Origin of the sequence: Mesorhizobium sp. CA10 (genome assembly GCF_020165285.1) — a bacterium.
GTDB lineage: Bacteria > Pseudomonadota > Alphaproteobacteria > Rhizobiales > Rhizobiaceae > Mesorhizobium.
The window spans coordinates 77138-103437 of the sequence record NZ_JAIUHV010000001.1; the positions used below are offsets into that span (position 1 = coordinate 77138).

Below are 26300 nucleotides of genomic sequence, written 5' to 3' on the forward strand. Positions count from 1 at the left end.
TGTCATGCACCTTTTTTAGGCATTATTGCCAGTGAGGAAATGTTGTGCAAACGTAACCCGGCGTATTAGCATATCCTTGACCGCGAACCTTCGCTCGGGAAGATGCTGGTGCCGTTTTGAAAGTTGATGCATGCCGTCTTATCCCACCGGCTCATGGATGCCTGTTGCCCTCTCCGCGGACTTGCCGGCGGGAACCGTAATGCCGGCGCAATCCCCGGCCGGACCGGTTGCCCTTTGGCGAACCCGCTCCGGCCGTGCGGCGGCCTTCGCCGACAGATGCCCCCATCGTGGCATGCGCCTTTCCCACGGCTTCGTACGCGGTGAGACCCTGGCCTGCATCTATCATGGCTGGAGCTACGCCAAGGCGGGAAACTGCCAGCGCATTCCGGCCCATCCGGCATTGACGCCGCCGGACACGATTCGGGTCGCGACGCAGCACGTCGAGGATGGCGGCGGCATCATATGGATTTCGGTTGGCGAACCCGCCGCCGGGCCGCCGCGGTTCGAGGGCCTTGCGCCGCTCCGCTCCATGGTGGTGGAAGCGGGCATCGTGGCGCTGGAGGCGGCCGCGGGCACGACGGCCGCTGGAGACCTGCTCGACTACACCTATGATGACCGGACCGTCCGGCTGCTGCTTGCTCCCGATGGACAGGCGCGCACGCTGATGCATGTTTTGGTGGACGAGGACAGCAATCCGGACGAGCGCATCGCCGCGTCGAGGGCCGCCGAGGCGCTGCGGCGGGCGGCCGAGGATATTGCACGCGCCGGGATCGCCCGATGACCCGCAACACGATGATCGACGGATGGTACCCTGTCGGCCTTGCGAGCCAGCTCGATGCGCATGGGTGCAGGACGGCCCTGATGGGCGAGCCGATTGCGGTGAGGCGCGGCGAAGATGGAAACGCGAAGGTCACGGGCGGCAACGGACGTGACCTGCCGGCCTGCATCCGCTATGGCCATGTCTGGTCATCGCTCGGCAATCCACAAAAGCCGCTGTTTGCGATCCCCGAGGCCGATCAGCCGGGCCGCCGGCTCGTCGATGTCGGGGTGGTGCGCGTGCGCTGCTCGCCATTGCGTGCGGTGGAGAACTTCCTGGACATCGCGCATTTTCCTTTCGTGCATACCGACATACTGGGGGCCGAGCCGCATACGGAGGTGCAGAACTACAAGGTCGAGATCCGAGAGGACGAAGACGAGGTTTGGGCCACTCAGGTGAAGTTCTACCAGCCGCAGGCCGCCAAGTCGGCGGAAGGTGGCATCACCACGGAATACATGTACCGCGTGCCCGCGCCGACCTGCTCGGTGCTCTACAAGACCTGCCCGCCTCGCCCGGCGGAATGGGACGTCATCACACTTTTCGTGCAGCCACTTGCCGAAGACGTATGCGACGTCTGGCCATGGATGGCGCTGTTCGATGACGAAACACCGATGGCCGACCTGATCCATTTCCAGCAGACGATCTTCGTTCAGGACCGATCGATCCTCGAAAACCAAATTCCGACGCTGCTCCCGCTCGATCCCGGCATGGAGATTCCCACGCGCGCCGACCTTACCTCGGTTGCCTACCGGCGCTGGCTGAAACGCCACGGCTACACCTACGGCGCGCAACTGGTGGCGCAATGAAGCTCTACGACTACGTGCTGTCGCCGAGCTGCTACAAGGTGCGCCTCATGGCTGCGCTGATCGGGGTGACGCTCGACATCCGTCCTGTGGACTTCCATCCCGGTCGCGAGCATCGCGGTCCTGAGCTCATGGCGCTCAATCCGGCCGGTTCGATCCCGATCTTGGAGGATGGCGACCTCGTACTGACCGAATCCTCGGCCATGCTGGTCTATCTCGCCGCGAAGGCGGCACCCCAATGGCTGGGCAATGATACGGCCGGGCGGGCGGCGCGCGTCCAACAATGGCTCTCCTTCTCGCACCGGCTGACCGCGAGCCTTGGGGCGGCGCGCTTGCACGAGATGCTGCTGCGTCCGGGCAATATCGCCGCCCTTCGGGAGCAGGCAATAGCGGCCCTGCGGGAGCTGGAAGCCGGCCTCGTCGAACAGCATATCCGCGGCCAGCGCTTCCTCGCGTCGGATCGACCGACGATCGCCGACATTGCCTGCTTTCCCTATGTTGCGCTGGCGCCCGACGGCGGCGTTTCGCTCGACCCCTATCCCGCAATCCGGCTCTGGTCGCGGGCGGTCCGCAGTCTCGAGGGTTTCATCGAGATGCCGGGCATCCACCGGCTGCACGAACTGACACCCGCGCCCGTCCTCGAAGTCGGCGAGGCCTGACGTGGCGGGCTATTTGCTGAAGGGCTGCGCTGCGGCCATCGTGGACGAGGGCAACGGTCCGGACATCCGACGCAATGTCGATGTCTTGACCGACGGCCCGGCAATACGGGCCATCGGCGCAGGCCTGGACAAGGCAGAGCTGCCCGTTGGAACAATCACGCAGGACGCCGCTGGCTGGTTCGTCTATCCCGGCCTCGTCAACACCCACCACCACTTCTTTCAATGCTTCGTGCGCAACCGCGCCGATCTGGACTGGACGAAGCTGTCGGTCATCGAATGGCTCGACCGCATCTATCCCATTTTCTCGCGGCTGACTGAGGAATGCTTCTACCATGCATCGGTCACGGCGATGGCCGAGCTGATAAAGCACGGCTGCACGACGGCATTCGACCATCAGTATTGCTTTCCGCGGCAGGCGGGCAAGCGGCTGATCGACCGGCAGTTCCAAGCAGCCGAACTGCTCGGCATGCGCTTCCATGCCGGACGTGGCGGCAACACGCTGCCCAAATCGGAAGGCTCGACCATCCCCGACGCCATGCTGGAAACGACCGACGAATTCATCGCCGACTGCGCCCGGCTGATCGACGCCTACCATGATGCCGGTCCCTTCGGCATGCGGCAGGTCGTCGTCGCGCCTTGCCAGCCAGTCAACTGCTATCGCGACACCTTCGTGGAATCGGTGGCGCTGGCGCGCGACCGTGGGGTGCGCATGCATACCCATGTCGGCGAGGGCGAAAGCCCGGTAATCGAGGCCCGTCACGGCATGCGCACGGTGGACTATTGCGCGGACATCGGCTTCTGCGGGCCGGATACCTTCTATGCCCATTGCTGGGAACTGACCCACGACGAGCTGCGCAAGATGGCCGCGAGCGGCACCGGCGTCGCCCACTGCCCGGAACCGGTCTATCTCGTCGGCGCCGAAATCACCGACATTCCGGCGATGTCGGCCTTCGGCCTCCGTGTGGGTCTGGGCTGCGACGGGGCCGCCTCAAACGACAATTCCAACCTGATGCACTGCATCCATTCCGCCTACATGCTGCAGTGCCTGTCGGCGTCGACGCGCGACCATCCGGTGCCGCCGCCGGCCGATTTTCTCGGTTATGCGACGACCGGAGGCGCGGCATTGCTCGGACGCGGCGACATCGGCAGGCTGGCGCCCCGCATGGCCGCCGACCTTTTCGCCATCGACACGCGGCGCATGGACTATGTCGGCACACGGCACGATCCGCTGAGCCTGCTGGCCAAGGTGGGCATCGGCGCGCCGACCGACATGACCATGATCAACGGCCGCATCGTCTGGGCCAAAGGCGAATTCCCGGGGCTCGACGAGGCCAGGCTGTTCGCGCAAGCCGAGGCGGCGCTTGCGACGGTAGAATTTTAGAAACCAAAACAAGGGGAACCGACATGCTGACAAATCTTACCCGCAGAACATTGATGAAAGGCGCGGCCGCCTCTGGGCTCGTCGTGGCAATGGGCGGCCGCGCGCTTGCCGCCGACGAACCTCTGGGCATCGTGCTCGTGGTCCCGTCGCCGGTCGGCGATGTCGGCTGGGGCCGTGCGCTCGCCGACGGGCTTGAGCCTGTGAAGGCAGCCTACGGCGACAAGGTGAAGGTGACCATCATCGAGAACATACAGGAAGGACCCGATGCCGATCGAATCATGAACAAGGCGGTCGCCGACGGGAACAAGTTCCTGGTCGCCGGCTCCTTCGGCTATCAGAACGGCGCCCTGCAGATCGCGCGCCGCAATCCCGACGTAACCGTGCTGCACGCTTCCGGTTTCCAGGTGGCGCCGAACTTCTCGCCCTTCGCGGCCCAATATTCCCAGGGTACCTACCTTATGGGCATGGCGGCAGCCGCGCTTTCGAAGACTGGCAAGCTCGGCTCGGTCTCTGCCTTCGCCATTCCCGAGCTGATCACCTCCATCAACGCTTTCACGCTGGGAGCGCAGGCGGTGAAGCCTGATGTCGAGGTTTCGGTCGTATGGGTGAACTCCTGGTTCGATCCGGCCAAGGAGCAGGAGGCCGCCAAGGCGCTGCTAGCGCAGAAATGCGACGTGATCTTCTCCAACGCGCAGGACACGCCCTCCGTCGTCTCGGCCTGCGAAGAGGCCGGCGTCCCCGCCTTCAACCTCAACTCGTCGATGAAGAAATACGCGCCCAAAACCTATCTCGGCTGCGTGGCGACCGACTGGTCGCCCTTCTTCAAGGCCTCGGTCGACGCCCACATCGCCGGCACCTTCAAGGGCGCAAACGCTTTCCTGGGTGTGGGCGACAAGGTGGTCGAGGTCGTTGACTGGAACCCGGGAATCCCGGCCGACATGATGGCCAGGATCAAGGACGTTGAAGCCAAGATCGCCGACGGCAGCTTCTCGCCCTTTACCGGTCCGATCGTCAAGGCCGACGGCAGCGAGGGCGTGCCCGCCGGCAAGACGATGACCGAGGCCGAGATCGTTGCCATGGACTGGCACGTCAAAGGCGTCACCACGCCGCTGCCCAAGTGACCGTGACCGTCCCGCTCCTGTCGCTGCGCGGCATCTCCAAGAGCTACGGCCAGATTCATGCCAATCGAGACATCGATCTGGATGTGGCTCCACGCTCGATCCATGCGATCCTCGGGGAAAATGGAGCGGGCAAGTCGACGCTGATGAAGCTGATCTACGGCGTCGAGCAGCCGGACGCCGGAATGGCGACCTGGAAAGGAGACCCCCTGGCCCTCGCTTCCCCCGCGGATGCGAGGCGCAAGGGGATCGGCATGGTCTTCCAGCATTTCTCCTTGTTCGAAACACTGACGGTGATGGAGAACATCCGCCTGGTCGTGCCCAAGGGCAAATCGGATCTCGCGGAACACATCCGTGCGCTCGGCCGCGACTTCGGACTCGAGGTCGATCCGCTTGCCCATGTGCACGCGCTCTCGGTGGGAGAACGGCAGCGGGTGGAGATCATTCGCTGCCTGATGACCGAACCCCAGCTTCTGATCCTCGACGAACCGACCTCCGTCCTGCCGCCGCAATCGGTGGACAAGCTGTTCGAGACTTTGCGGCGGCTGCGCGACGGCGGCGTTTCGATCCTGTTCATCTCGCACAAGCTGGAGGAGATCCGGGCGGTCTGCGATCGAGCGACCATCCTGCGCGGCGGGCGCGTCACCGGCCACGTGGACCCGCGCGACCATGACGCGCACGACCTCGCCCGCATGATGATCGGCCGCGACATGCCGCAGCCCATGCCGGCGTTGGCGCATTCCGGCGGCGAAAAGCGCCTCGAAATCGTGGGCCTGGACCATCAGCCCGATGATCCCTTCGCCGTGCCGCTTTGCGACGTCAATCTGACGGTGCGTGCCGGTGAGATCCTCGGCATAGCGGGCATATCGGGCAACGGGCAGAGCGAACTCGCGGCGCTGATCTCGGGCGAAACGGTGCTGCCGCGCCAAAAGTCCGATTGCATCTACATGATGGGAAAGGATGTCGGCGCGCTCGATACGGCCGCCCGCCGCCGACTGGGCTTCGCTTTCGTTCCGGAGGAACGGCTCGGCCGCGGCGCGGTGCCGGAAATGTCGCTCGTCCTCAACAGCCTTCTGACCGCCCATCCGTTCGGCCTGCTGAAACGCGGCCTTGTCGACACAGCCCGGGCGAAGGCTTTCACCGAGGACTGCATCCGGCAATACGACGTGCGCACGCCCGGTTCCGAAGCGGAGGCCGGCGCGCTTTCGGGGGGCAATCTGCAAAAGTTCATCGTCGGCCGCGAGATCATGCTGTCCCCGAAATTGCTGTTCGTGGCGCAACCCACCTGGGGCGTGGACATCGGCGCGGCCTCCGCCATCCGCCGGCGCCTTGTCGCGCTGCGCAACGAGGGCATGGGCATCCTCGTCATCTCGGAGGAGCTGGAGGAACTGTTCGAACTCTGCGATTCGATCCAGGTGATCCATCAGGGCCGGCTGATCCCGCCGCTGGTGACGCGCGACACCAGACCCGAGGAGATCGGCCGCTACATGATCGGCGCGCAATCAATGGCCACGAAGGTCCCGGCATGAGCGCTCTTTCCAGGCCGTTCCTTCCGGTTCTGGTTCGCCGGGAGCATGCCTCGCTTACCGTGAAGCTGGTCGCCCCGCCCATGGCGCTCGCCCTGGCGACGCTGCTTAATCTCGGCCTCTACCTCCTGATGGGCCGCGATCCGGTCGCTATTTTCCACGCGATGCTCCTGGAGCCTTTCCTGTCCTGGGCCTCGTTCTCGGAAGTTCTGCTGAAGACGGGGCCGCTCCTGCTGATCGCGCAGGCGCTTGCGATCGGCTTTCGCGCGAAGGTCTTCAACATCGGCGCCGAGGGCCAGTTCATCCTCGGCGCGATCTTCGCATCCGCCATTCCCGTCTGGTTCCCGCAGGCAACGGGCCAGTGGATCTGGCCATCCATGCTGTTCATCGGCGCGCTGGGCGGCGCGCTGTGGGCGTCGCTAACGGCCTTCTGGCGCGTGAAGCTCAACGCAAACGAGATTCTCGTGTCGCTCATGCTGGCGCTCGTTGCCGCGCAATTGCTCAATTATCTGCTTCTCGGCCCCTGGAAGGATCCGAATGGCTTCAACTTCCCGCAATCGGTGATGTTCCAGTACGACGCGATGGTGCCGATCCTGATCCCCGGCACCCGCGTCAACGTCTCGCTGCTTGTCGCCTGCGCCTTCTCCCTCGGCGCCTGGGTGTTCATGCAGAGGAGTTTCGCAGGGTACAAGCTGCAGGTCGGCGGCCTCGCGCCGCGCGCCGCCGGATACGCTGGCTTCAACGAAGGACGCGCGATCTGGCTTTCGCTCCTCGTCGGTGGCTTCGCGGCAGGCCTCGCCGGAGCGGCCGAGGTCGCCGGGCCGCTCGGACAGTTGCAGCGCTCCATCTCGACCGGCTACGGCTATGCCGCCATCATCGTCGCCTATCTCGGAGGCCTTCACCCGGTCGGTATCGTCCTTTCCGCGTTGCTCATGGCGGCCCTCTATATCGGTGGCGATAACGCCATGGTCTCGGCAAATCTGCCGGTCGCTGCGGTCAGGGTCTTCCAGGGCAGCCTGCTGCTTGCCTATCTTGTCGCTATCGCCTTCGTCCGCTATCGGCTCGAATGGCGCCATGCCGCCCACGCAAGCACGCCATGAACGCCGTGGAGTTCATCATCGCCGGGATGTTGGCGGCGGCTACGCCGTTCCTTCTGGCGGCGCTCGGCGAACTGGTGGCAGAGCGCGCCGGGGTCCTCAATCTCGGTGTGGAGGGCCTGATGGCCCTCGGCGCAGTCATCGCCTTCATCATCGTCTATCAAGGCGGCGGGCATCTCCTGGGTTTCCTCGCCGCTGGTCTCGCCAGCGCCGCTCTTTCCCTTGTCTTTGCGGTCGTGGCGCTGGGATTCCGGGCGAACCAGGTTGCGACGGGCCTTGCCATAGGCATCCTCGGCCAGGGCCTGTCGGCGCTGTTCGGCAAGAGTTTTGAGAGCCTCACGGTCAAAGGGCTTCCGAAGCTCTCATTGCCCTGGCTTTCAGATATCCCGGTCATCGGCCGCCTGTTCAGCCAAGACATTGTCGTGTGGCTTTCGCTCGCTGCGACCGTCGCCATTTGGGCGGTGTTCGCCTACACCAAGACCGGCCTCGTCATCCGCGCCGTCGGCGAGAATCCCAAGGCGGCCCGTGCGCTCGGCTATCCGGTAATCGCCGTGCGCTTCGCCGCGGTCGCTTTCGGCGGCGCGTTGGCGGGTTTTGCCGGTGCCTACGCGGCCGTGGTCTACACTCCGCTCTGGGCCGATGGCATGATCGCCGGGCGCGGCTGGATAGCGATCGCGCTCGTCGTCTTCGGCACTTGGCTTGCCAGCCGTATCTTCCTTGGTGCTTGCCTCTTCGGCGCCGTGTCCCTCGCAAGCCTCGCGGCCCAGACAACTGGGCTCGACGTTTCCTCGCAACTTCTATCGAGCCTACCTTATCTCGTGACAATCGTCGTGCTGGGCATCATTTCTTCGAACCGGCGTCTGCTCAAGCTCAACGGCGTGGCTTCGCTGGGAGAGCCTTTCGAACCATAGTGCCCCTCGCCGCCCGGGCGCTATAACCCGACATCTGAGCTCAGGTCGCACCATACCCCTGGCGCATGAAGGGCTGCACGCAAACCTCAAGTCCATGCCTTAAAATGCTGAGCTGATCCCGTCCCAGGCATTGGTGAACTACCCCATAAAAAACTAATAAATAACGATAATGGTGGGCCGGAGGGTGTGAGAGTTTCGAAGAAAATCAAGGGTTTAGCGGATGGTTAGCCAACCCGTATCCTTCATATGAGCTCGTATGGTCCGGCGAACCTAAGGACCAGGATATGGACTAGTTTTCGCAGTCTCTGTCTTTCCCCACACAACGAACGCATGGTTGATCATAACGGATGCGAGCGCGCTGAAAAGTCAGCGAGCTGTCCGTTAATCTCTGCGAAGATCGTGGAACCTCGCACTATGAGTGCCCGCATCCCTTCTGATGGGTTGCGCACCCCTTTTAATCAATTTTGGTGGTCCAATCGGTGATGGCGGCGATCTGCCTGAATTGCCATCGACGCCGTTGACCGTGGATCGGCGCGCTCAAGCCAATTTTCCCCCTATGCGATCCATTCAACGACGCTCCGTCCCTCGATCTCAGAAGACGGACCGACCTTCATTGACCGTGGTGCCGCGAGAAAATCACGGACGTTGCATGCTCACGGCAGTCCTGCGCCATCTCCTTGGCAGGCTGCCACAAGGTACGGAAAGTAGCCTTGATCGAAAACGGCCATCGGGCGCTACAAGGACACATCGTCCGACGTCGACAGGCCCGCTCCTTTGCCGCCCAAAAGATCGAGCTTGCCACCGGTTGCGCTGTTCTCAACCGCATGCTGGTCTGTGCACGCTCGGGAGTCCGTTCGTTGCGGACAAAGCAGAGTCGAGCCGGCGGCATCAAAGATCCTATTGCGCGGCAAGTCGCACCCTTGCTCCAACGCCCCCAAAATCCTGATCTAATAATGATTGTGTTGAATGCGTTTCGCTGATTAGCTGTCTTGCATAAGTCCGGGACAAGGTTGGCAATGTTGTCCGGGGAGGACCGCGATGCCGGTGCTTGAAGTTCGCCATGTTTCCAAGAACTTTGGAGCCATCCAGGCCCTGACCGACGTCAGCTTCCAGGTAGAGCGGGGCGAAGTCGTGGGTCTCATGGGGGACAACGGCGCCGGCAAGTCGACGATAGTCAAGACAGTGGCCGGGAACTTCCCGCCGAACGACGGCGAAATCGTAGTGGACGGCGAGGTTTGTCAATTCCACAAACCCGTCCAGGCGCGTGCCAAAGGAATCGAAGTCGTCTATCAGGACCTGGCGCTCGCCGACAATCTAACGGCCGCGCAGAACGTCTTTCTTGGCCGTGAGATCAAGAAGGGCTTCTGGCCGATCAGGGTGCTCAATAAGCAGGCGATGATCGACCGCTCGGCAGCGCTGTTCGAAGAACTCAAATCGGAAACCCGACCGCGCGACCTGGTCAGGAAGATGTCGGGTGGGCAGCGCCAAGCGGTAGCCATCGCACGAACCCGGCTTTCGAACGCCAAGCTGGTGTTGATGGACGAGCCGACCGCCGCAATCTCCGTACGCCAGGTGGCGGAAGTGCTCGAACTGATCCGACGCCTCAAGGCGCAAGGGGTCGGGGTCATGTTGATCAGCCACCGCATGCCTGACGTTTTCGCCGTCGCAGATCGTATCATCGTGCTGAGGCGAGGTTCGAAGGTTGCCGACAAGCAGGTCGACAACACCTCGCCCGAGGAAATCACCGGACTAATAACGGGGGCCATCCGTGGCGAATAGTGCTCGGCAGTCGGTTAGCGTCAGGGAGTCGCTCGTGGAAACCAGCCGCCCGGCCATGGCGGACTTCATCCCGACCAAGGAGAAGACGGCACTGCAGCGTGTGGTTTCAAGTCAGCCATTCTGGGTGACAATCGCGCTCATTGCTCTCGTCATGTTGATGACAGCCATCGAGCCGAGCTTCGGCACCTCCGAAAACGTCGCCAACGTCACGCGCAACTTCGCACCTTTCGGCCTCATGGCGCTCGGCATGACGGTGGTGATCATCACCGGTGGCATCGATCTGTCGGTCGGCTCGATCATGGGCCTGGTGGCCATCGTCGCCGGCCTGTTCCTGACCTGGCACTATCCTTGGTACGTCGCCTTCGCCATCGGCCTTTTCTCCGGTCTGGCCTGCGGCGCGGTCAACGGGTTCTTTGTTGCTTATGTCGGAATGCCGTCCTTCGTGGTCACCCTCGGGATGCTGTCCGTGGCGCGTTCGCTGGCGGTCGTGTTCTCGGCCAACCAGATGCTCTACCAGTTCGGGCCCGATGCTCCGATCGTGAAGGCGATCGGTCAGGCGAGATGGCCGCTGCATGGGCCGCAGGACTGGGCACCCCACTGGATACCGGGACTGTCATCGCAGTTTTGGACTATGGTGATTCTGGCCCTGATCGTCGGCTTCGTGTTCAATTTCACCGCCTGGGCCCGACATCTCTTCGCCATCGGGGGTAACGAGGAGGCCGCCCGGCTTACCGGCGTGCCGGTCGACTGGATCAAATTCCAGGCCTATGTCTTCTCGGCTTTCACCGCCTCGCTCGCCTCGCTGCTGCTGCTTGGTTACAACGGCTCGGCCATCAACGCCATGGGCCAAGGTTATGAGCTGCGCGTGATCGCCGCGACAGTCATCGGCGGAGCCAGCCTCATGGGCGGCGCCGGCACGGCGTTCGGCGCGATAATCGGTTCGGCCTTCCTCGAGGTGATCAGGAATGCACTGCTGATGGCCGGCATCGATTCAAATTGGCAGGGTGCCTTCGTGGGCGCCTTCATCGTTCTTGCGGTTCTTTTGGGCATGCAAACCGGCGGCAGATCGATGCTCGCAGCGTCGCTGGCAGCCTTGATGCCCAAACGAAGCCGTTAGAAACCCGCCGGCGGGAGGCCTGCGGGATCACACCAAGGAGGAGAACGTCCCATGAGAAAACATCTGTTGACGGCGGCCGTGGCGCTTGGCGCAATGGTGCTCGCCGTTTCCGGCGCCCAGGCGAAATACACCTTCGCCCTGGTGCCGAAGAACATGAACAATCCTTTCTTCGACCAGGCACGCGACGGCTGCAAGAAAGCCGAAGCCGAATCGAATGGGGCCCTGGAGTGCATGTATATTGGCCCCGGAGAGCATGGCGGCGGCGACGAGCAGGTACAGATCGTGCAGGACCTCGTTGCCAAGAAGGTGGACGGCATCGCCGTGTCGCCATCGAATGCCGCGGCGATGGCAGTCGCGCTGCAGGCCGCCAAGGAAGCCGGCATCCCGGTCCTCACCTGGGATTCCGACCTCCTGCCCGAGAACAAGGATCTTCGCGCCGCCTATATCGGGACCCACAATTATGAGATCGGCGTGAACCTTGCCAAGCTTGCCATGCAGATTAAGCCCAAGGGCGGCACGATCTGTATCCAGTCGGGCGGCGCAGCGGCGGCCAACCACAATGAGCGCATGCAGGGCATTCGCGATACGCTTTCGGGCACCAAATCGGCAGCCTCGCCCGGGGATCGGCTGACGGGCCAGAATGGCTGGACCGAAATCGAAGGCTGTCCGCTCTATACCAACGATGATTTCCCGCTTTCGGTGCAGCAATTCGAGGACATAATGGGGAAAAACCCGAACCTCGACGCATTCATCCCAACCGGTGGCTTCCCGCAGTTCATCCCAGATGCCAACCGAGCTGCGGTGGCCCCGTACAAGGACAAGATCGCCTCGAAGGCCCTGGCCCTTGTCGTCGCCGACACGCTTCCCGTCCAGATCGATCAGATGAAGGAAGGTCTCTCCCTTGGCCAGGTCGGCCAGCGGCCGTTCGAAATGGGCTACAAGACGATGATGGCATTGAAGGATATGAAGGACGGCAAGGCTCCGCCGGCTGACCCGACCTACACCGGCCTCGACGTCTGCACTCCGCAGACGGCGGATACCTGCGTCGCCAAATAGGGCTTTGGGCGGGAGGAAACTCCCGCCCTTTCGTTGAAGCGAGATGCGGCTAAACTGAAGCATTCTCATCTCGCTCCAGGGGCTTCAATGTCGGAATTGTTCTCGCTCAAGGGCCGTGTCGCACTGGTCACGGGTGCTTCGCGCGGCCTCGGTTTCGCCATGGCCAAAGCACTTGCGGAAAACGGTGCGACGGTAATCGTCAACGCCCGCGGCACGAACGCCCTCTCCGCGGCGGCCGACAGCATCGGGGCCGAAGCCCTGCCGTTCGACGTTACCGACGCGGCGATCTCAAGGGCGGCGCTCCAAGGGATCGTCGAACGCCGCGGCCGCCTCGATATTCTGATCAACAACGCCGGCATCCAGCATCGCAGGCCTTTGGTCGAATGGGAGGACGAGGATTTCGACCATGTGATTGCCGTCAATCTTTCGGCCTGCTTTCGCATGATGCGTGATGCAGTGCGTCTGATGCTGCCGAACAAATTCGGGCGCATCATAAACACTGGATCGGTTGCGGCGATCCTTGGCCGTCCCACCATTCACGCCTATGTGGCGGCAAAGGCGGGCCTGCATGGGCTGACGCGCTCCGCCGCCGCCGAGATGGGCCGTCACGGCATAACAATCAACGCGATCGCCCCCGGCTATTTCGCCACCGAGCTCAATACCGCGCTTATCAACGACGAGGCTTTCACCAAATGGGTCGAGGCACGAACCCCTGCAGGCCGCTGGGCCAAGCCTGAGGAACTCGGCGGAGCCGTGGTGTTTCTCGCCTCTAACGCTGCCGGTTACGTCAATGGACATGTGCTGGCGGTTGACGGCGGGCTATCGGTTTCCCTCTGACCTGCGAACCGCAGCCCGTCGGAGCCTATTCCGGATGACACCGTCGGTTTCGACCTCACGGCCGCGCCGGCGCCTTCGTTAGGACCCGCCGATGTGAGCCAGCGAGTTGGCTATGCAAGTACCGCGAGCAGGTTTGTTCTCTGCGCGGGACATCTTGCCGACTTCAGTCAAGCCCGGGCAGACGCACTCCTGCCAAGCCGGCCGGCGGAGACCCGTTCTTTCTTCTGCTCGCCTGTCGTTTCGGGCGCAAGCTCGCTGATGTCGCCGGCCACGACGGCACGTGTGCGCTCCAGCATCGCGGGGATCTCCCGAGCCGGTAGTGGCCGACTGAACAGGAAGCCTTGCGCTTCCGTGCAGCCCTCTCTTCGCACCCGTTCCAGTTGCTCGGCCGTCTCTATCCCTTCTGCGGTGGTCTGCATCCCAAGGCTGTTGCCGAGGGTGGTGACGGCCCGGATGATGGCGACGGAGCTGTCGATATCCTCGGGGTCCTTTACGAAGGACTGGTCAATCTTGATCTTGTCGAACGGAAACGAGCGCAGATAGCTCAAACTTGAATATCCGGTCCCGAAGTCGTCCATCGCGATATGGACACCCAGCAAGTGGATCTGTTGCAGCATCGCGAGAGTGGCCTGGGTGTTGGCCAGCAGCACGGTCTCGGTGATTTCAAGCTCGAGACGGCTCGCGGGCAATCCCGACGCATCCAACGCTGCGACAATCGTCGAGAGCAAGCGGGCATTGCGAAACTGCGTCGGCGACAGGTTGACGGCAACCCTGATGCCTTCGGGCCAGCTTGCCGCGTCGAGACAGGCTTGCTTGATCACCCATTCCCCAATCGGAACAATCAAGCCGATCTCTTCAGCCAAGGGGATGAACTCGGACGGCGAAACGATACCCCGCGTCGGGTGATGCCAGCGCAACAGCGCCTCGAAACAGCTGACCTCGCCGCTTTCGAGATTGAGGAGCGGCTGGTAGTAGATCTCGAACTGCTGCCGTCCCAACGCGTCGCGCAGATCGAGTTCGAGAACCCGCCGCGCCTGCATGCGAGCATCCATGTCCGGCTCGAAGAACCTGTATGTTCTGCGACCCTCCGCCTTTGCCCGATAGAGCGCCATGTCGCCGTTCTTGAGCAACTGGTCGGCGTTTGTGCCGTCGTCAGGCGCAATCGAGATGCCGACGCTGGCGCTGACGGTGACGCCATGGCCGTCGGCGATATAAGGGGCGCTCAGCGCATCAATGACGCGTTGCGCAAGGGCGGTGGCCTCGACCGGCTGATCGACCCCATTTTGAATGATCACGAACTCGTCGCCACCTAGTCTGGCAACAGTGTCGTCCTCGCGCACGATCTGCTTCAGCCTTGCGGCGACCTCCTTGAGCAAGGCGTCGCCGACCGGATGCCCTAGCGTGTCGTTGACAGTCTTGAAATGATCGAGATCGAGGCAAAGGAAGGCGACCTTGCCATCTCTGCGAGCCATCTCGGCCAAGGCGTCCTCGGCGCGTTCGCGAAACAATACCCGGTTTGGAAGATCGGTAAGCCCATCATGGCGAGCCATGTGCGATATGCGAGCCTCGCTGCGCCGCAAGTCGGTCACGTCGTGATGCGTGGCAAGCCATCCGCCGCCCGGCAGTGGCTGATGAATGAGGTCGATGGTGCGCCCGTCCCTGAGCTCCACCAGGCTCACGACGCGCTCGGCGCGGTCGATGGTCGCCGAGAGCTCTTCCAGATATCTGTCCGGGTCCTGGCCTACATAAAGTCCCGCCGCAATCCGGAAACGCATCAAATCGGCCCACCGGGAACCAGGGTGGGTCAGGGCCTCCGGCAGGCGATAGAAGTCGGCATAAGCCTGATTGCAGAAAACCAGCCGTCGGCCGGCATCGAACATACACAGGCCCACAGGCATGTTCGCGGCAGCGGCAGCCAGATTCTGCCGCTCCAACTCGGCATCACGAGCCAGGGCGATGCTGCGCTCCAGGCTGGCACGGTAGCCGGCAAAGGCCGTGAACAATATTCCGACCTCGTCGCGCCGATCCTTTCTGAGCGCAACCAGCGTCGAGCGGTGTTCCCCTCGCGTCAACCGGTGCATCGCTTCGCTCACGGCCAGGATCGGCTTGCTGACATTATGGCGAATCCAGGCGACAAGCACGCCAAGGCACACGGCAGCAAAGGCGATCGCGGCCCAAACGAGCCGCTGCGCGATGGTGTAGGTGCGGTCCGCGATGGCTGCGGCAGCCTTGCTGCGCTGATTGGTGAGTGCCAAGAGGCCATCCAGCCGCTGAGCCGCCGCCGCAATCGTGGGGAGCGACACCGCCTCGAACTCGTTAGCTGCCTTCGTTCGCTCCGCGGTATCGAGAAGTGGAATGATCGACGACAGGGAGTCTTGATACGCCGTCCAGAGGTTGACGAATTGATCGAACAGCTCCTGCTCGGCAGGTGATCCGGCGCTCCTGCGGTAGGCGCGCCGATCTTGGAGCATTTCTTCGCTCTCTCTCGCCATCTCCTTGTCGATGTCAGCGATTTGCTGAGAATTTTCGGCACGCATGCGCAGCGTCGCGTAGAGCCGGTGCTCCGCAAGGTTGCGCTTCATCTCGTCGACGATCTGCACCTGGGGCAACCAAACTCCGGTGATCTCGCTCGTGACCTTATTGAGCGACCGCAGCTGTGCGACCCCAAATACCCCGACCGTCACGGTGCAAAGCAGTGCCAATCCAAAGCCCAGCGTGAGCTTGCTGCCGACACTTATGTCCTTGAACCGTTTCATGTTAACGCTGACCTGATGAGGTCAGTCCCGCCCGCAGGCGCCAATAGCGGGACTGATTGGAAGCGCCTCGCCAATCTCGCGCTGAAATGTATTAAGGCTGACTTAAGATGGCGTTCAGCGTAATCTGCACTTCGTCGTTGTCTGCTTCAACGATATGACGACCGGGGCACTTATCCTTTGCGCTTGTGAACAAAGAGATATTCGCCGCTCAACAGGATGGCGGGTCAATACTCTTCTGGACGCTGAGGTAATCCGCTACATATTTAACGATCAGGCAGCTGTCGAAGGAGACCGCCTAGGCACGCGACTGCTGCCAAAGGGACCCGCTGATTTCGGAATGGAGGAAAGCCGTGGAAAATCACGCCGGCTCGGCACCCAATGTAGCTGACTTTGTCATTCACAAGGTTCTGGACACGTTCGAATACTCCGACCGCGGCGCGGTGGTCACGATGGTCGATCCGCGGGGCGCACGCATCCGTCTCCACGTCACCATCGTCACCGGGGAGTTGCTTTGCGAGCATATTGCCGAAGCGCTGGAGCAGCGATACGGGAAATAGAATGTCTCCTGCAACAGCACACTCATTCAACAGCGAGCCCTCGGAATCAAAGAGCAAGGCGGCATGACACGGGCATTGCTCAACCTACGAATACCCCGGTGTAGCAGCCACCTGCTACCAACGATATCAATTTCGGCACTAACTAATATGAATGGCGGACCCGACTGTGGCAGTGTAAGGTCCGCTGCAAGCAAGAAAAATTGCCATACCGGCACTGCCGACGAATCTGGGAGGATTCATGGTCGAAATCATCTCCAAGCGGGATGGCCCGCGGCGCGAGGATGCTCAAGTCAAAAGGCTGATTGAGCAGAACCGCTCAACCATCGTGCGCCTTGCCGACCAGCTCAGCGCCGGCGGTTATTCAGCTTCGAAACAGCCACGTCAGAAACCGAAGGCTCAAGGCCTTATCTTTCATGTTGGCGGCGCAACCGGATCTGTGGCCGAGGCCAACCCGTCCGTGCATGTCAGCATCAATGGGCGTGTGATCTCGAAGGATCAAAACACAGGCCGTCAGCTTCATCATATCGGCGATATCCGCGATCGCGGCGGCGAGCACATTTTCGTATTGGCCACCAAGCAGAACGGCTACTTCGCGCCGGTCGACGAAGCCGTCGCCGCGAAGCTTGCCGAAGTGGACGGGCGTCGCCTCACCGCCACCTACTCCGAAGAACAGCTAGCCACCGACATCGGCGCGAAACTAGGCATCAATTGACCGGTAAGCGATTGGACCGGCTTCGGCACGTCCGATCCAAGACAGCATACAGCATTGGCATGCCTCGAAGGTTCCGTAATGACTGAATGAAACGCGATCCTGGGCCTAATCAGATGAAGATCGATGCTCTTCCGACGCGTGCGTCGTTGGCCGGCAATCAAATCGCTCTGGGCAGCATCGACTATGACGAGCGCGCCACCATGCGCGCTTGGGAAGATTTTCTGGCGGACGAGCCCAAATGTGTCCGCGATCCGATCCGCCCAAGCCACGTCCGCTCCCTCATTCACGACTCCTGGTATCGCAGCGCCACCGGCGGCATCAACGCTCAGGGGATCGAAGCGCCGCTGAGCAGCGATCGCGACGAAATCGAGTACCTGACCCGGGCCAATGCCGAACTGCTCTCGGCGGCGCGCCGATCCTTCGCCTCCATCGGTCAGTTGCTGGAGGGCACCGGCGCGATGCTGGTTCTTGCCGACAGCGACGGCGTGCTGATCGATGCCATCGGCGACAAGAAGACCCTGCATGACGGCATGGATATTCATCTGGCCATCGGCGGCAAATGGAATGAGGGCGCCGTCGGGACCAACGGCATCGGCACGGCGCTGTGGACCGGGGAACCGACTTTCGTCCATGCGGCGGAGCACTTCTGCGCCGGCATCAAGTCCTGGACCTGCGCCGGGGCGCCGATCCGCGACCCGCTGGACGGCAAGATAGTCGGGGTCGTCGACTTGTCAGGCTACTCGCCGATCTTCCGACCGCACAACACCGCGCTTGTCGCCGCCACGGCCCGCCAGATCGAAAAAGCATTGGCAGAGCAGCAACAGGAGCAGCGCACACGCCTGCTCGAAGCTTTCATTTCCTCGGCTCCCGGCTATCGCCGAAAAGATGGACTGGTGATCGTCGATCATCGCGGGCGCGCGATCTACCGAAACAACCTGCCCGACGGCGAAGCCGCCGAAATGACCAGCGGCCCGATAGACGCGGGTCGCGGCCGCTGGCTGATGAACCTTCCGTCATCCGGTTCGGAGGCCGATATCGCCAGGGCTCTGCCGGCTCATCTGCGTTCCTGCCACATCACACCGCTCAAGCTCGATGGCGACTTGCGCGGCGCTGCGCTGGTGTTCCCGTCGGCGCCGACAGTTTCGACCGTGATCAAGCGGGAGGCGGACAAGCATCTTCAAGACGCAGCCGCAATGATAGTCGGCGAGAGCGAGGCACTGCTTGCCGCAGTCGATGTCGCCTGCCGCGTCGCGCGATCGAAAAGCGTCGCCTCGCTGCTGGTCGAAGGCGAGACCGGCGTCGGCAAGGAGCTGTTCGCGCGGCTCGTCCATGCCGGCAGCCGGCGTACGGACAATGACCCGTTCATCGCGATGAATTGCGGCGCTATCACAAAGGACTTGTTCGGCAGCGAGCTGTTCGGCCATGTCGCCGGCGCCTTCACCGGCGCATCACGCGACGGCAAACCGGGTGTCTTCGAGCTTGCCAATGGCGGCGTGCTCAGCCTCGACGAGATCGGCGAGATGCCGCTCGAGATCCAGCCGTTTCTGTTGCGTGTCCTGGAAGAGCGCGTGGTCCACCGTATCGGCGACAACCGAGGCCGGCCAGTCGACGTCCGGCTCGTCGCCTCGACCAATCGAGACCTCAAGCAGGAAGTCGCTGCGGGTCGTTTCCGCCGCGACCTCTATTATCGGATCGGCGCCGTCTCGATCACTGTGCCGCCGCTGCGCGATCGCGGCGAGGACGTGCTGCTGCTGATCGAACATTTCAACCGGAAGATCGCCGCTGCATCAGGCGACGAGCCGCTGGAATTCTCGCAGGAAGCTGTCGCTGCATTGCTCGCCTATCGGTGGCCGGGCAATGTGCGCGAGCTGAAGAACCTCGTCGGACGGCTGCACGTCCTGGCGCGCGGCCGCGGTATCGGACTGCACGACCTTCCCGAGGAAATCACGGATGGCGGTTCCGAGCCGCAGCCGGGCAGCAACACGGCAGTCTCCCCCGAAGAGCCCGCTGGCACGCTAGCCGAGGCGGAACACCAGGCGTTGAAGAATGCGCTGACCGCGGAGGGCGGCAATCTCAGCCGGGTGGCGCAGCGGCTGGGCATTTCCAGGCCAACGCTCTACCGCAAGCTCGAGCAATATGGCATCCGGCGCGGCTTCGTCTGAACACGCAGCAAAAAGAAACCCATGGCGTTCCGCCATGGGTTGGGGAACTCTTACCGACAAAAAGGCAGCGGCCGATCAGGCGAGCTGCGGTGCCGGTTCGCTGGCGCCGATCATCCCGGTGCGCAGCACCAGTCCGGCCGCGGCAGCGCCCAGGCAAGGCGCCACGATATAGAGCCAGAGCTGCGACAGCGCGCTTCCGCCGGCAAACAACGCGGGCCCTAGCGAGCGAGCCGGATTGACCGAAGACCCTGACACGGCAATGCCGGCGAGGTGGATCATGACCAGCGTCAAACCGATCGCCAGGCCGGCCAGAGCACCCGCGCCGTCCTCCGCAGTGGCACGCAAAATGACGAGCAGAAAGAGGAATGTGGCGACTGCCTCGAACAAGAACGCCGAAGTCGCCGAATAGGCCGACCAGCCGTTCTGGGCAAAACCATTCGCCGCGACGTCATAGCCGCCGCCTTTGCCTTGCGCCATCACGTAGAGCACCGCCGAGGCAGCGATCGCCCCCAGACATTGCGCGACCACGTAGCCGGCGAGATCGTTGGACTTCATCCGGCCGGAAACGAAGACGCCAAGGCTTACCGCCGGGTTGAGATGCGCGCCGGAAATCGGCCCGATCGAATAGGCCATCGCAATCACCGACAGGCCGAAGGCCATTGCAACACCGAGCAGTCCGACCTCGGAACTCATGAACAGAACCGTCGCGCAGCCGAAGAAGACCAGCGCGAAGGTTCCGACGAATTCACAGATGTATTTGTTCATTTTTTCCTCTCCGGATTGTGACGTCTGGACCGGATACCGCGGCTTTCCGCGCGCCATCCGGGCCCAAGGTTTTCAGGGAACGATGACGCCGCGGCCGGTGAAGCGCCGGTTCTTGAAGTCATCGAGCGCGGTGTTGATGCTGGCGAGATTGTATTCGGTGTAGTGCATCTTGACCTTGCCGTCGGCGTTGAGCTCCATCAGCTCGACGAGCTCGGTGAAATTGCCGACCAGGCTGCCGCCGATGTTGATTTCCTCGATGACCAGATGCGCGGTCGGCACGTTGACGGCGCCGCCATAGCCTACCACGAACAGCTGGCCGCCCTTGCGCACCATCTTCCAGCAGATGTTTTCCACGCCAAGCTCGCCGACGAAATCGATGACCACATGGGCGCCGCCGCCGGTGATCGCCTTTACTTCTTCGACGACGTTCGGCCCGCCATCGAGGACGAAGTCGGCACCGAGATCCTTGGCCAGCACGCGCGCGGCAGGCTCACGATCGACGGTGATTATCCGGCAGCCTGAAATCGCATGCAGCGACTGCAGCGCGATGTGTCCGAGCCCGCCGATGCCGAGCAGGACGCAGTAGCTCCCCGGCCGCAAAAGCTTCGCCGCCCGTTTGGCGGCGCGATAAGCGGTGATGCCGGCATCTGCCAGCGGCGCCACTTCGATCGGCGTGACATTGGCATTGAGCTTGATCAGCGAACGTTCACTGGTGATGAAATATTCGGCGAAGCCGCCATTCATGCCGAGCCCAGGGAACTGGCCATTGTCGCAGTACATATCCTCGCCGTGCCGGCAGTTGAGGCAGATGCCGCAAGAGCGGAACGGATGGCAGATCACGGCATCGCCGCGCTTGACCGATCTGACGCCGCTGCCGACCTCCTCGACCCAGCCGGCGTTCTCATGACCCATGATGTAAGGCAGAAGGCTGCCGTCGGGGTCCATGGTCGGTTTCCACACACCTTCAATGATATGGAGGTCGGTGCGGCAGAGGCCGGCGGCACCTACCCGCACGATGACCTCGTCCGGGGCCGTGATCGTCGGCGCCTTGACCTCCTCGATCTTGAGCTTGACGTTCATGTGCGGGTCGTATTCGTAAAGTCTTGCGGCTTTCATTGTCGTGTCCTTTCAGGTCCGGAATTGTTTCAGGCGCGGCCAAGCTTTTCCGCGCCGCCGCCGAGCGCCGGCCCGGCCGTCGGGTCCTCATCCTCGGCAAGATCGCCGATGAGTGTCTCGGTGGTCAGGATCAGCGTCGCCACGGAGGCGGCATTGGCCAGCGCGGTGTAGGTGACGCGGACAGGATCGATGATCCCGGCTTCGAACATGTTCTGGTAGCTGCCGGCGGATGCGTTATAGCCGTAGCCGCCGTTGATGCGCGTCACCTCGGCCACCACGGCTTCGGGATCGGCGCCGGCATTGGCGGCGATGCGCCAGAGCGGCCGTGTCAGCACCGACCGGACCAGGCGCACGCCTTCGGCGACATCGCCGTCGACACCGGTCGCCACCTTGTCGAGCAGAGGCGCGATCTGGGCCAACGCCGAGCCGCCACCGGCAACCACGCCCTCCTCGGACGCCGCGCGCACCGCATTCAGCGAATCCTCGATCAGCTGGATGGTCCGTTTCTGCTCGACCGGCGTGACGCCGCCGGCATAGAGGATTGCGGTGCCGCCGGAGAGCTTGGCCAGGCGCTCGCGCAGCTTGTCCTGCTCGATGTTCGGCGGCGCGGCCTCATACTGCCGCTGCACCTGGGCGCGGCGCGCCGCGATCGCGTCATGGTCGCCGCCGCCGCGAATGATCGAGGTGTAGGATGAGCTGGTTTTCACCCGGTCAGCGGTCCCAAGATCGTCGACTGTGATGTCCTCCAGCCGGCCGCCGAGGTCGCGGGCTATCACCCTACCGCCGGTGATGATCGCCAGGTCCTCCATCATGGCCTTTCGCCAATGGCCATATTCCGGCGGATGGACGACGAGGTATTTGCCTGGCCCCTGCTTGCCGAGCAGCGTGACCACAACTTCCGGCGACACTTCCTCGGATACGATCAGCAACGGGCGCCCCGCCTCGTCGGCGATACGGCGCGCAGTCTCGAGCGCCGTGGGCTCCTTGATCTTGAGATCGGTCATCAGGATGAAGGGCCGCTCGAGCACGGCCTCCATCTTCTCCTGGTCCGTCACCATGTGATGCGAGAGGTAGCCGCGGTCGAAGGACATGCCCTCGACCACGTCCAGCGTGGTCTCGGTGGTCACGCTGAAATCGGTGGTAATGACGCCTTCCGCGCCGACGCGCTCATGCGCTTGCGCCACCAGCGCGCCAAGCTTGGCATCGGTCGCGGCGATGTTGGCAACCGAGGCGAGGACGCCATTGCCCTTGGCGGGCTTGGCCGATGCCTTGAGGGCCGTCACGACCGCCGCCACGGCAAGGTTGATGCCCTTGCAGAGATCGACTGATTTGGCGCCGCGCTCATTGGCCTCGATGCCGCCCTGGATCAGCGCGTTGGCGAGCACGATGGCGGTCGTCGTGCCGTCGCCGGCGACCTCGTTGGTCTGCATCGACACCTCGCGGACGACCTGCGCGCCCATGTTCTCGAAACGGTCATGCAGCTCGATCTCTGAAGCGATGCTGACGCCGTCGCGGGTCACCATCGGCGTTCCGATCGGCCGGTCGATCATGGCGTTCATGCCTTTGGGACCGAGCGTCGGTTCGACTGCCGCCGCCAGCCTGAACACGCCACGGGCAAGGGCCCGGCGGGCCTCGGAATTGTGAAGCATAATTTTAGGCATGATTCCTCCTTCCGCCTTACGGGCGGGTTGTTGGTTGGGGGCCTCGTGCGAGGGAGGCCGTTGCTTTCGACGCTGCTTAGACGGCCGGCGCGTTTCGAGCCGGCACGCGATCCATGATGAAGTCGACCAGCGTCGGCTCGCCTTCGACCACGCTCAGTTCCTTGTATCTTGTCTGCTTGAGCCCACGGCAAAGCGCACCGTTGAACTCCATATTGACACGCACACCGCGCAACTCGGCGAGATGGGCACTGAGCGCGGCAGGCGGAATTTGCCGCCCTTCCCAGGTGACGAAGACGGGATCGTCCATACGGCGATCGGGAAACCGCTCCAGCAGCGCTGCCCGGTACCGTGGCTTCTGCATGGCCGCCTCGCCCGGCTCGAAGCTGGCGGCATCGTATGCCAGCAGGTCCATGCCGAGGATTTCGACATCCGTCAGGCCGTGCTGCCGAAGTTCGCGCAGGACCGCTTCCTGGCGGCGCTTGAATGCTTTCATCCTGAAGGTTTCGCGCACGGCGCCGAGATCCGCGTCTGCGGCTAACTCGGCGAATATGTCGCCGAATGCCTTGCCGGCTTCGATGCCGCGATTGACCTCCTCCGCGAACATATGATCGTGCAGTTTCACGCGATAGGCGGGCGACCAGGAAAGCTGGTCGAGCGCCTTGCGGACGCCGTCGAGCATGAGGAAAGCGAAGTTGGGCGAGCACCAGTAGGTCGGCAGGCGGAAATCGACCTCCACGCTGCCGTCGCCCGTCATCTCGGCCCGCTCGACGAAGCCCATCTCGGTAATCGGCTCGTCGAGTTCCGGGTCATTGACCTCGCCAAGGCGCCGCCAGAGTTCCTTCTCGCGGCTGTCGGAAACGCTGGCGGTTGCCATGGCCCTACTCCGCCGCGATGCTGAAGGGCGAACTTGCGAGCGCCTTCTTCTTCGCTTCGACGTCGATCTCGTAGAGGCGCGCGGCATTCAGCCCGAGGATCTTCTCCTTGATCTCGTCGGTCAGCTGCACGCCGCGTTCCGCGGCGATATCCTCGGGGATCTGATACGCCCAGAATTTCTCGACGAGCCAGCGCGGCGTCCAGATCGCATAGTCGGAGCCGAACAGGATCTTCTCCGGCCCGATCCAGAACAGCAGCTCGGCAATGACCTCGCCGAAATAGCGCGGGCGCGAATGGATGAAGGGCAGCGCCACGGCAAGGCCGCCATAGACATTGGTTTCCTGCGTCGCGATCCAGCAGAAATCGTCGAGGCGCGGCAGGCCGCAATGCTCGATGATCCAGTTCAAGCCCTGGAAATCCGTCGCTGCGTGGTCGACGTCATGCACGTCGAACGCGTCCTTGCTGAGCGGGATGATTGTCGGGCCCTTGTGGACGTGAATGTTTTTGATGCCGAGTTTTTCACAGAGCTCGAAGCACCTGTAGGCATCGGGATCGGTGAGCTTCCAGCCCTTGGAGGCGCCATTCCACTCGGCCGTGTACATCTTCACGCCCTTGACGTCATAAGTCTCCTTCATGAAGTGGATGTATTCCAGCGCCTTCTCGCCGTCGCGCGGATCGAAGGACCCATTGATGATGAAGCGCTCCGGGTAGCGCTTGGCGACCTCCGCGTTGCGCTCGATCGTGTTGAACCCGTTCTTGTAGAAATCCTTCAGATAGGTCGACTGGACGATCGCCACGTCGTCCGGACCGTCTATGAACAGGTCGCGATAGAGATCGTCGGCGCTGTATTTCTCGAACTTGCCCTTCTCCCAAAGCTGCTCCTTCGGGCTCAGTCCCGTATGATAGGCGTAGAAGCAGTCGATGAACTGCTTGCCGTGGATGTTCCTTTGGTTCTCCGGGCTGCCGTCCCAGAAATGGGTGTGGCCATCGACCACGAAAATGTCTTTGCCTTCAGGTGTCCTGTACATTCTTGCCTCCGCAATCGGCGCGTTGATGCCGTCCTGTTGATGGAGTGGGCGCGCCGCGATCGGGCGGCGCGCCGGTGCCCGGCTTCCTCAGATGTATTCGAAGACCTCGTCCATGTTTCCGAACAGGATCACGGTGTTGTCGTCGACGCGCACCATGCGGCCGTAGTGGGTAGAGGTGTTGACCTCGAAGATCTCGGCGGTCATGTCGCGGCCGAGATATTCGCTGATCTCATCCATCTTGAAGATCAGCTTGCCGTTCCCGTCGATGCGGATCATGGCCGGCTGGTAAGTGACGATAACCCCCGGCTTCTTGCCCATGAATTCGGCGATGGCGCGCGCCTCGACCGAGTCGTTCATGGTGACGCCGCACTGGTGCGAAATCGTCTGCTCAAAGGTGATGTCCTTCATCGATTTGAAGATGTTGGACTGCGAGGCGTCGCGTGCTGCTACTGACATGTTGGTCTTCTCCCTGTTCAGCGCTTGAGGCCGAGTTCGCCGAGGATCTGGCCGATCCGTTCCTCGGATTGGGCGCGAACGTCGGTGAAGGAAATCGGCTTGGAATGCGGCATCGACCAGATCGGCTGAAGGCCGGTGGCTGCCTTGTCGGCAAGCGCGCCGTGCTTGTTCACCCAGCCCTGGAAGAGCTTCCTGTTCGCCGCGCCATGCTTCTCGTCATTGGCAAGCAGGTAGGCCAGGTCGATGGTGTTGGCGAGGTTGCGCTCGTAGTCGGCTTCGGCCGCCGAGATCACCGGCGGTGTGATGAAGTCGTGGTTGGCCGCCGCAGCCTGCATCAGGAAGCCGGAGCGGAACAGTTCGCCGACCAGCGGTTCGAACACGATGTTGATGGCGAAGTACTGTTCCAGATAATCGGTCGTGCCCATGATGGTTTCGACCGCCTCGCGGGTGCCCTGCCAGACACCGTCCTCCAGCCAGTGCTTCTTGCCGAGTTCGTCGTCCCAGCCGGCGATGTCCATGCCGATCTCAGCGAGATAGAGCGTGATGTCCTGGGCGAGCCTCAGCTTGTAGGACGAATTGGTCAGCGTGGCGTTGTTGATCATCTGCGTGTAGCCGTAGCGCTGCGCCTGCATCAGCGAAGTGCCTAGGCCGAACTCGGCATGTTTCCACGCTCCGAGATGCGCCTGCAGGAGCTTGGCCCACACCTTGTCGAAGGTCTTCGGCGCGCCGGCGCGGCGGGCATTGGTGATCACGCTCTGCACCATCGTCTCGATTTTCGACTGGCGCTGGTAATGCGTGCGCTCCCACTCCTGGTCGGGAGCCCGGAAGGCATGCCAGTTCGAGCTCTTGGCAGCCGTATTGTCCTTGATGTAGGCGCCCTTGCCGTTCGAGAAGGAGATGATCCAGTCCTGGATCAGGTAGCGCTCGGGGTCGGGCTGCACGTCGACCGTGACATCCTCGTAATGGGTGGCGCGCTGGCCTTTCGGATCGAAATACCGATATTTGCGGCTGTCGGAATCGGCGAAGATCGCGGCTCCCGCGGCTCCCGATCCGACTGAACTCGACGTTGCTACCATTGTCTTCACTCCCTTGTTGCAGTTGCTTTGGTGTCGC

General features: G+C 62.6%; 23 protein-coding genes. 15 read left to right on the top strand and 8 right to left on the bottom strand.

Translation table 11 applies throughout. The features are described from left to right. Positions 1-130: 130 nt before the first annotated feature. The 12 genes from LB535_RS00310 (at position 131) to LB535_RS00370 (ending at position 13101) form a co-directional block, all read left to right on the top strand. A complete protein-coding gene (locus tag LB535_RS00310) occupies positions 131-781 on the top strand; it encodes a Rieske 2Fe-2S domain-containing protein (protein ID WP_224523004.1) in 651 nt (216 codons plus the stop codon). Next, positions 778-1623: an aromatic ring-hydroxylating oxygenase subunit alpha gene (locus LB535_RS00315; protein ID WP_224630778.1), complete on the top strand. Its 846-nt coding sequence runs from the start codon at positions 778-780 to the stop codon at positions 1621-1623. The genes LB535_RS00310 and LB535_RS00315 overlap by 4 nt, the downstream gene beginning before the upstream one ends. After that, positions 1620-2279, top strand: coding sequence for a glutathione S-transferase family protein (locus tag LB535_RS00320; RefSeq protein WP_224630779.1), 660 nt, complete (start codon positions 1620-1622; stop codon positions 2277-2279). Before LB535_RS00315 ends, LB535_RS00320 begins: the two co-directional genes overlap by 4 nt. Before the next feature lies 1 nt (position 2280). After that, positions 2281-3660 carry an amidohydrolase gene (locus tag LB535_RS00325; protein ID WP_224630780.1) on the top strand — a complete coding sequence of 460 codons (1380 nt, stop codon included), beginning with the start codon at positions 2281-2283 and terminating at the stop codon, positions 3658-3660. 26 nt (positions 3661-3686) lie between these two features. After that, positions 3687-4781 (top strand): BMP family ABC transporter substrate-binding protein, encoded by a 1095-nt coding sequence (locus LB535_RS00330; protein WP_224631169.1) that lies wholly within the window; start codon positions 3687-3689, stop codon positions 4779-4781. A 2-nt stretch (positions 4782-4783) separates the two neighbouring features. Then, on the top strand, positions 4784-6307 hold the full coding sequence (locus tag LB535_RS00335; RefSeq protein ID WP_224631170.1) for an ABC transporter ATP-binding protein: 1524 nt from the start codon (positions 4784-4786) through the stop codon (positions 6305-6307). Then, a complete protein-coding gene (locus LB535_RS00340; protein ID WP_224630781.1) occupies positions 6304-7404 on the top strand; it encodes an ABC transporter permease in 1101 nt (366 codons plus the stop codon). The genes LB535_RS00335 and LB535_RS00340 overlap by 4 nt, the downstream gene beginning before the upstream one ends. Continuing rightward, positions 7401-8312: an ABC transporter permease gene (locus LB535_RS00345; RefSeq protein WP_224630782.1), complete on the top strand. Its 912-nt coding sequence runs from the start codon at positions 7401-7403 to the stop codon at positions 8310-8312. Before LB535_RS00340 ends, LB535_RS00345 begins: the two co-directional genes overlap by 4 nt. A gap of 1038 nt (positions 8313-9350) precedes the next feature. Then, positions 9351-10091, top strand: a complete 741-nt coding sequence (locus LB535_RS00355; protein ID WP_140839132.1) for an ATP-binding cassette domain-containing protein — start codon at positions 9351-9353, stop codon at positions 10089-10091. 34 nt (positions 10092-10125) lie between these two features. After that, complete coding sequence (locus LB535_RS00360) at positions 10126-11208, top strand: ABC transporter permease (protein WP_224517261.1); 1083 nt, start codon at positions 10126-10128, stop codon at positions 11206-11208. Between the two features lie 51 nt (positions 11209-11259). Next, the gene (locus tag LB535_RS00365) at positions 11260-12264 is read left to right on the top strand and encodes a sugar-binding protein (protein ID WP_224523067.1); all 1005 of its coding nucleotides are present in this window, start codon (positions 11260-11262) and stop codon (positions 12262-12264) included. 87 nt (positions 12265-12351) lie between these two features. Further along, positions 12352-13101, top strand: coding sequence for a glucose 1-dehydrogenase (locus LB535_RS00370; protein WP_224630783.1), 750 nt, complete (start codon positions 12352-12354; stop codon positions 13099-13101). A 167-nt stretch (positions 13102-13268) separates the two neighbouring features. On the opposite strand, the gene LB535_RS00375 is transcribed toward LB535_RS00370, so the two are convergent. Beyond that, complete coding sequence (locus tag LB535_RS00375; RefSeq protein WP_224630784.1) at positions 13269-15857, bottom strand: EAL domain-containing protein; 2589 nt, start codon at positions 15855-15857, stop codon at positions 13269-13271. Between the two features lie 350 nt (positions 15858-16207). Between LB535_RS00375 and LB535_RS00380 the strand changes: the two genes are divergently transcribed. The 3 genes from LB535_RS00380 (at position 16208) to LB535_RS00390 (ending at position 19288) form a co-directional block, all read left to right on the top strand. Next, positions 16208-16414, top strand: coding sequence for a hypothetical protein (locus tag LB535_RS00380; protein WP_140839140.1), 207 nt, complete (start codon positions 16208-16210; stop codon positions 16412-16414). A 238-nt stretch (positions 16415-16652) separates the two neighbouring features. Continuing rightward, the gene (locus tag LB535_RS00385) at positions 16653-17126 is read left to right on the top strand and encodes a hypothetical protein (RefSeq protein WP_224542957.1); all 474 of its coding nucleotides are present in this window, start codon (positions 16653-16655) and stop codon (positions 17124-17126) included. Between the two features lie 113 nt (positions 17127-17239). Next, positions 17240-19288, top strand: coding sequence for a sigma-54-dependent Fis family transcriptional regulator (locus LB535_RS00390; RefSeq protein ID WP_224630785.1), 2049 nt, complete (start codon positions 17240-17242; stop codon positions 19286-19288). Between the two features lie 75 nt (positions 19289-19363). Here LB535_RS00390 and LB535_RS00395 read toward each other — a convergent pair whose 3' ends face one another. From LB535_RS00395 to LB535_RS00425, 7 genes are all read right to left on the bottom strand, one after another. After that, positions 19364-20053, bottom strand: coding sequence for an MIP family channel protein (locus LB535_RS00395; RefSeq protein WP_224630786.1), 690 nt, complete (start codon positions 20051-20053; stop codon positions 19364-19366). Between the two features lie 72 nt (positions 20054-20125). Then, positions 20126-21169, bottom strand: a complete 1044-nt coding sequence (locus LB535_RS00400) for an NAD(P)-dependent alcohol dehydrogenase (RefSeq protein WP_224630787.1) — start codon at positions 21167-21169, stop codon at positions 20126-20128. Between the two features lie 29 nt (positions 21170-21198). After that, entirely contained in the window at positions 21199-22830 is a 1632-nt protein-coding gene (locus tag LB535_RS00405) for a molecular chaperone GroEL (RefSeq protein WP_140839148.1), read from the bottom strand. A gap of 76 nt (positions 22831-22906) precedes the next feature. After that, entirely contained in the window at positions 22907-23704 is a 798-nt protein-coding gene (locus tag LB535_RS00410; protein ID WP_224600593.1) for an iron-sulfur cluster assembly protein, read from the bottom strand. A 4-nt stretch (positions 23705-23708) separates the two neighbouring features. Continuing rightward, positions 23709-24731 (bottom strand): amidohydrolase family protein, encoded by a 1023-nt coding sequence (locus LB535_RS00415; RefSeq protein ID WP_224523074.1) that lies wholly within the window; start codon positions 24729-24731, stop codon positions 23709-23711. A gap of 87 nt (positions 24732-24818) precedes the next feature. Next, on the bottom strand, positions 24819-25187 hold the full coding sequence (locus LB535_RS00420) for an MmoB/DmpM family protein (protein WP_112097527.1): 369 nt from the start codon (positions 25185-25187) through the stop codon (positions 24819-24821). A gap of 17 nt (positions 25188-25204) precedes the next feature. Then, positions 25205-26263: an aromatic/alkene monooxygenase hydroxylase subunit beta gene (locus LB535_RS00425; RefSeq protein ID WP_224523075.1), complete on the bottom strand. Its 1059-nt coding sequence runs from the start codon at positions 26261-26263 to the stop codon at positions 25205-25207. Positions 26264-26300: the final 37 nt, after the last annotated feature.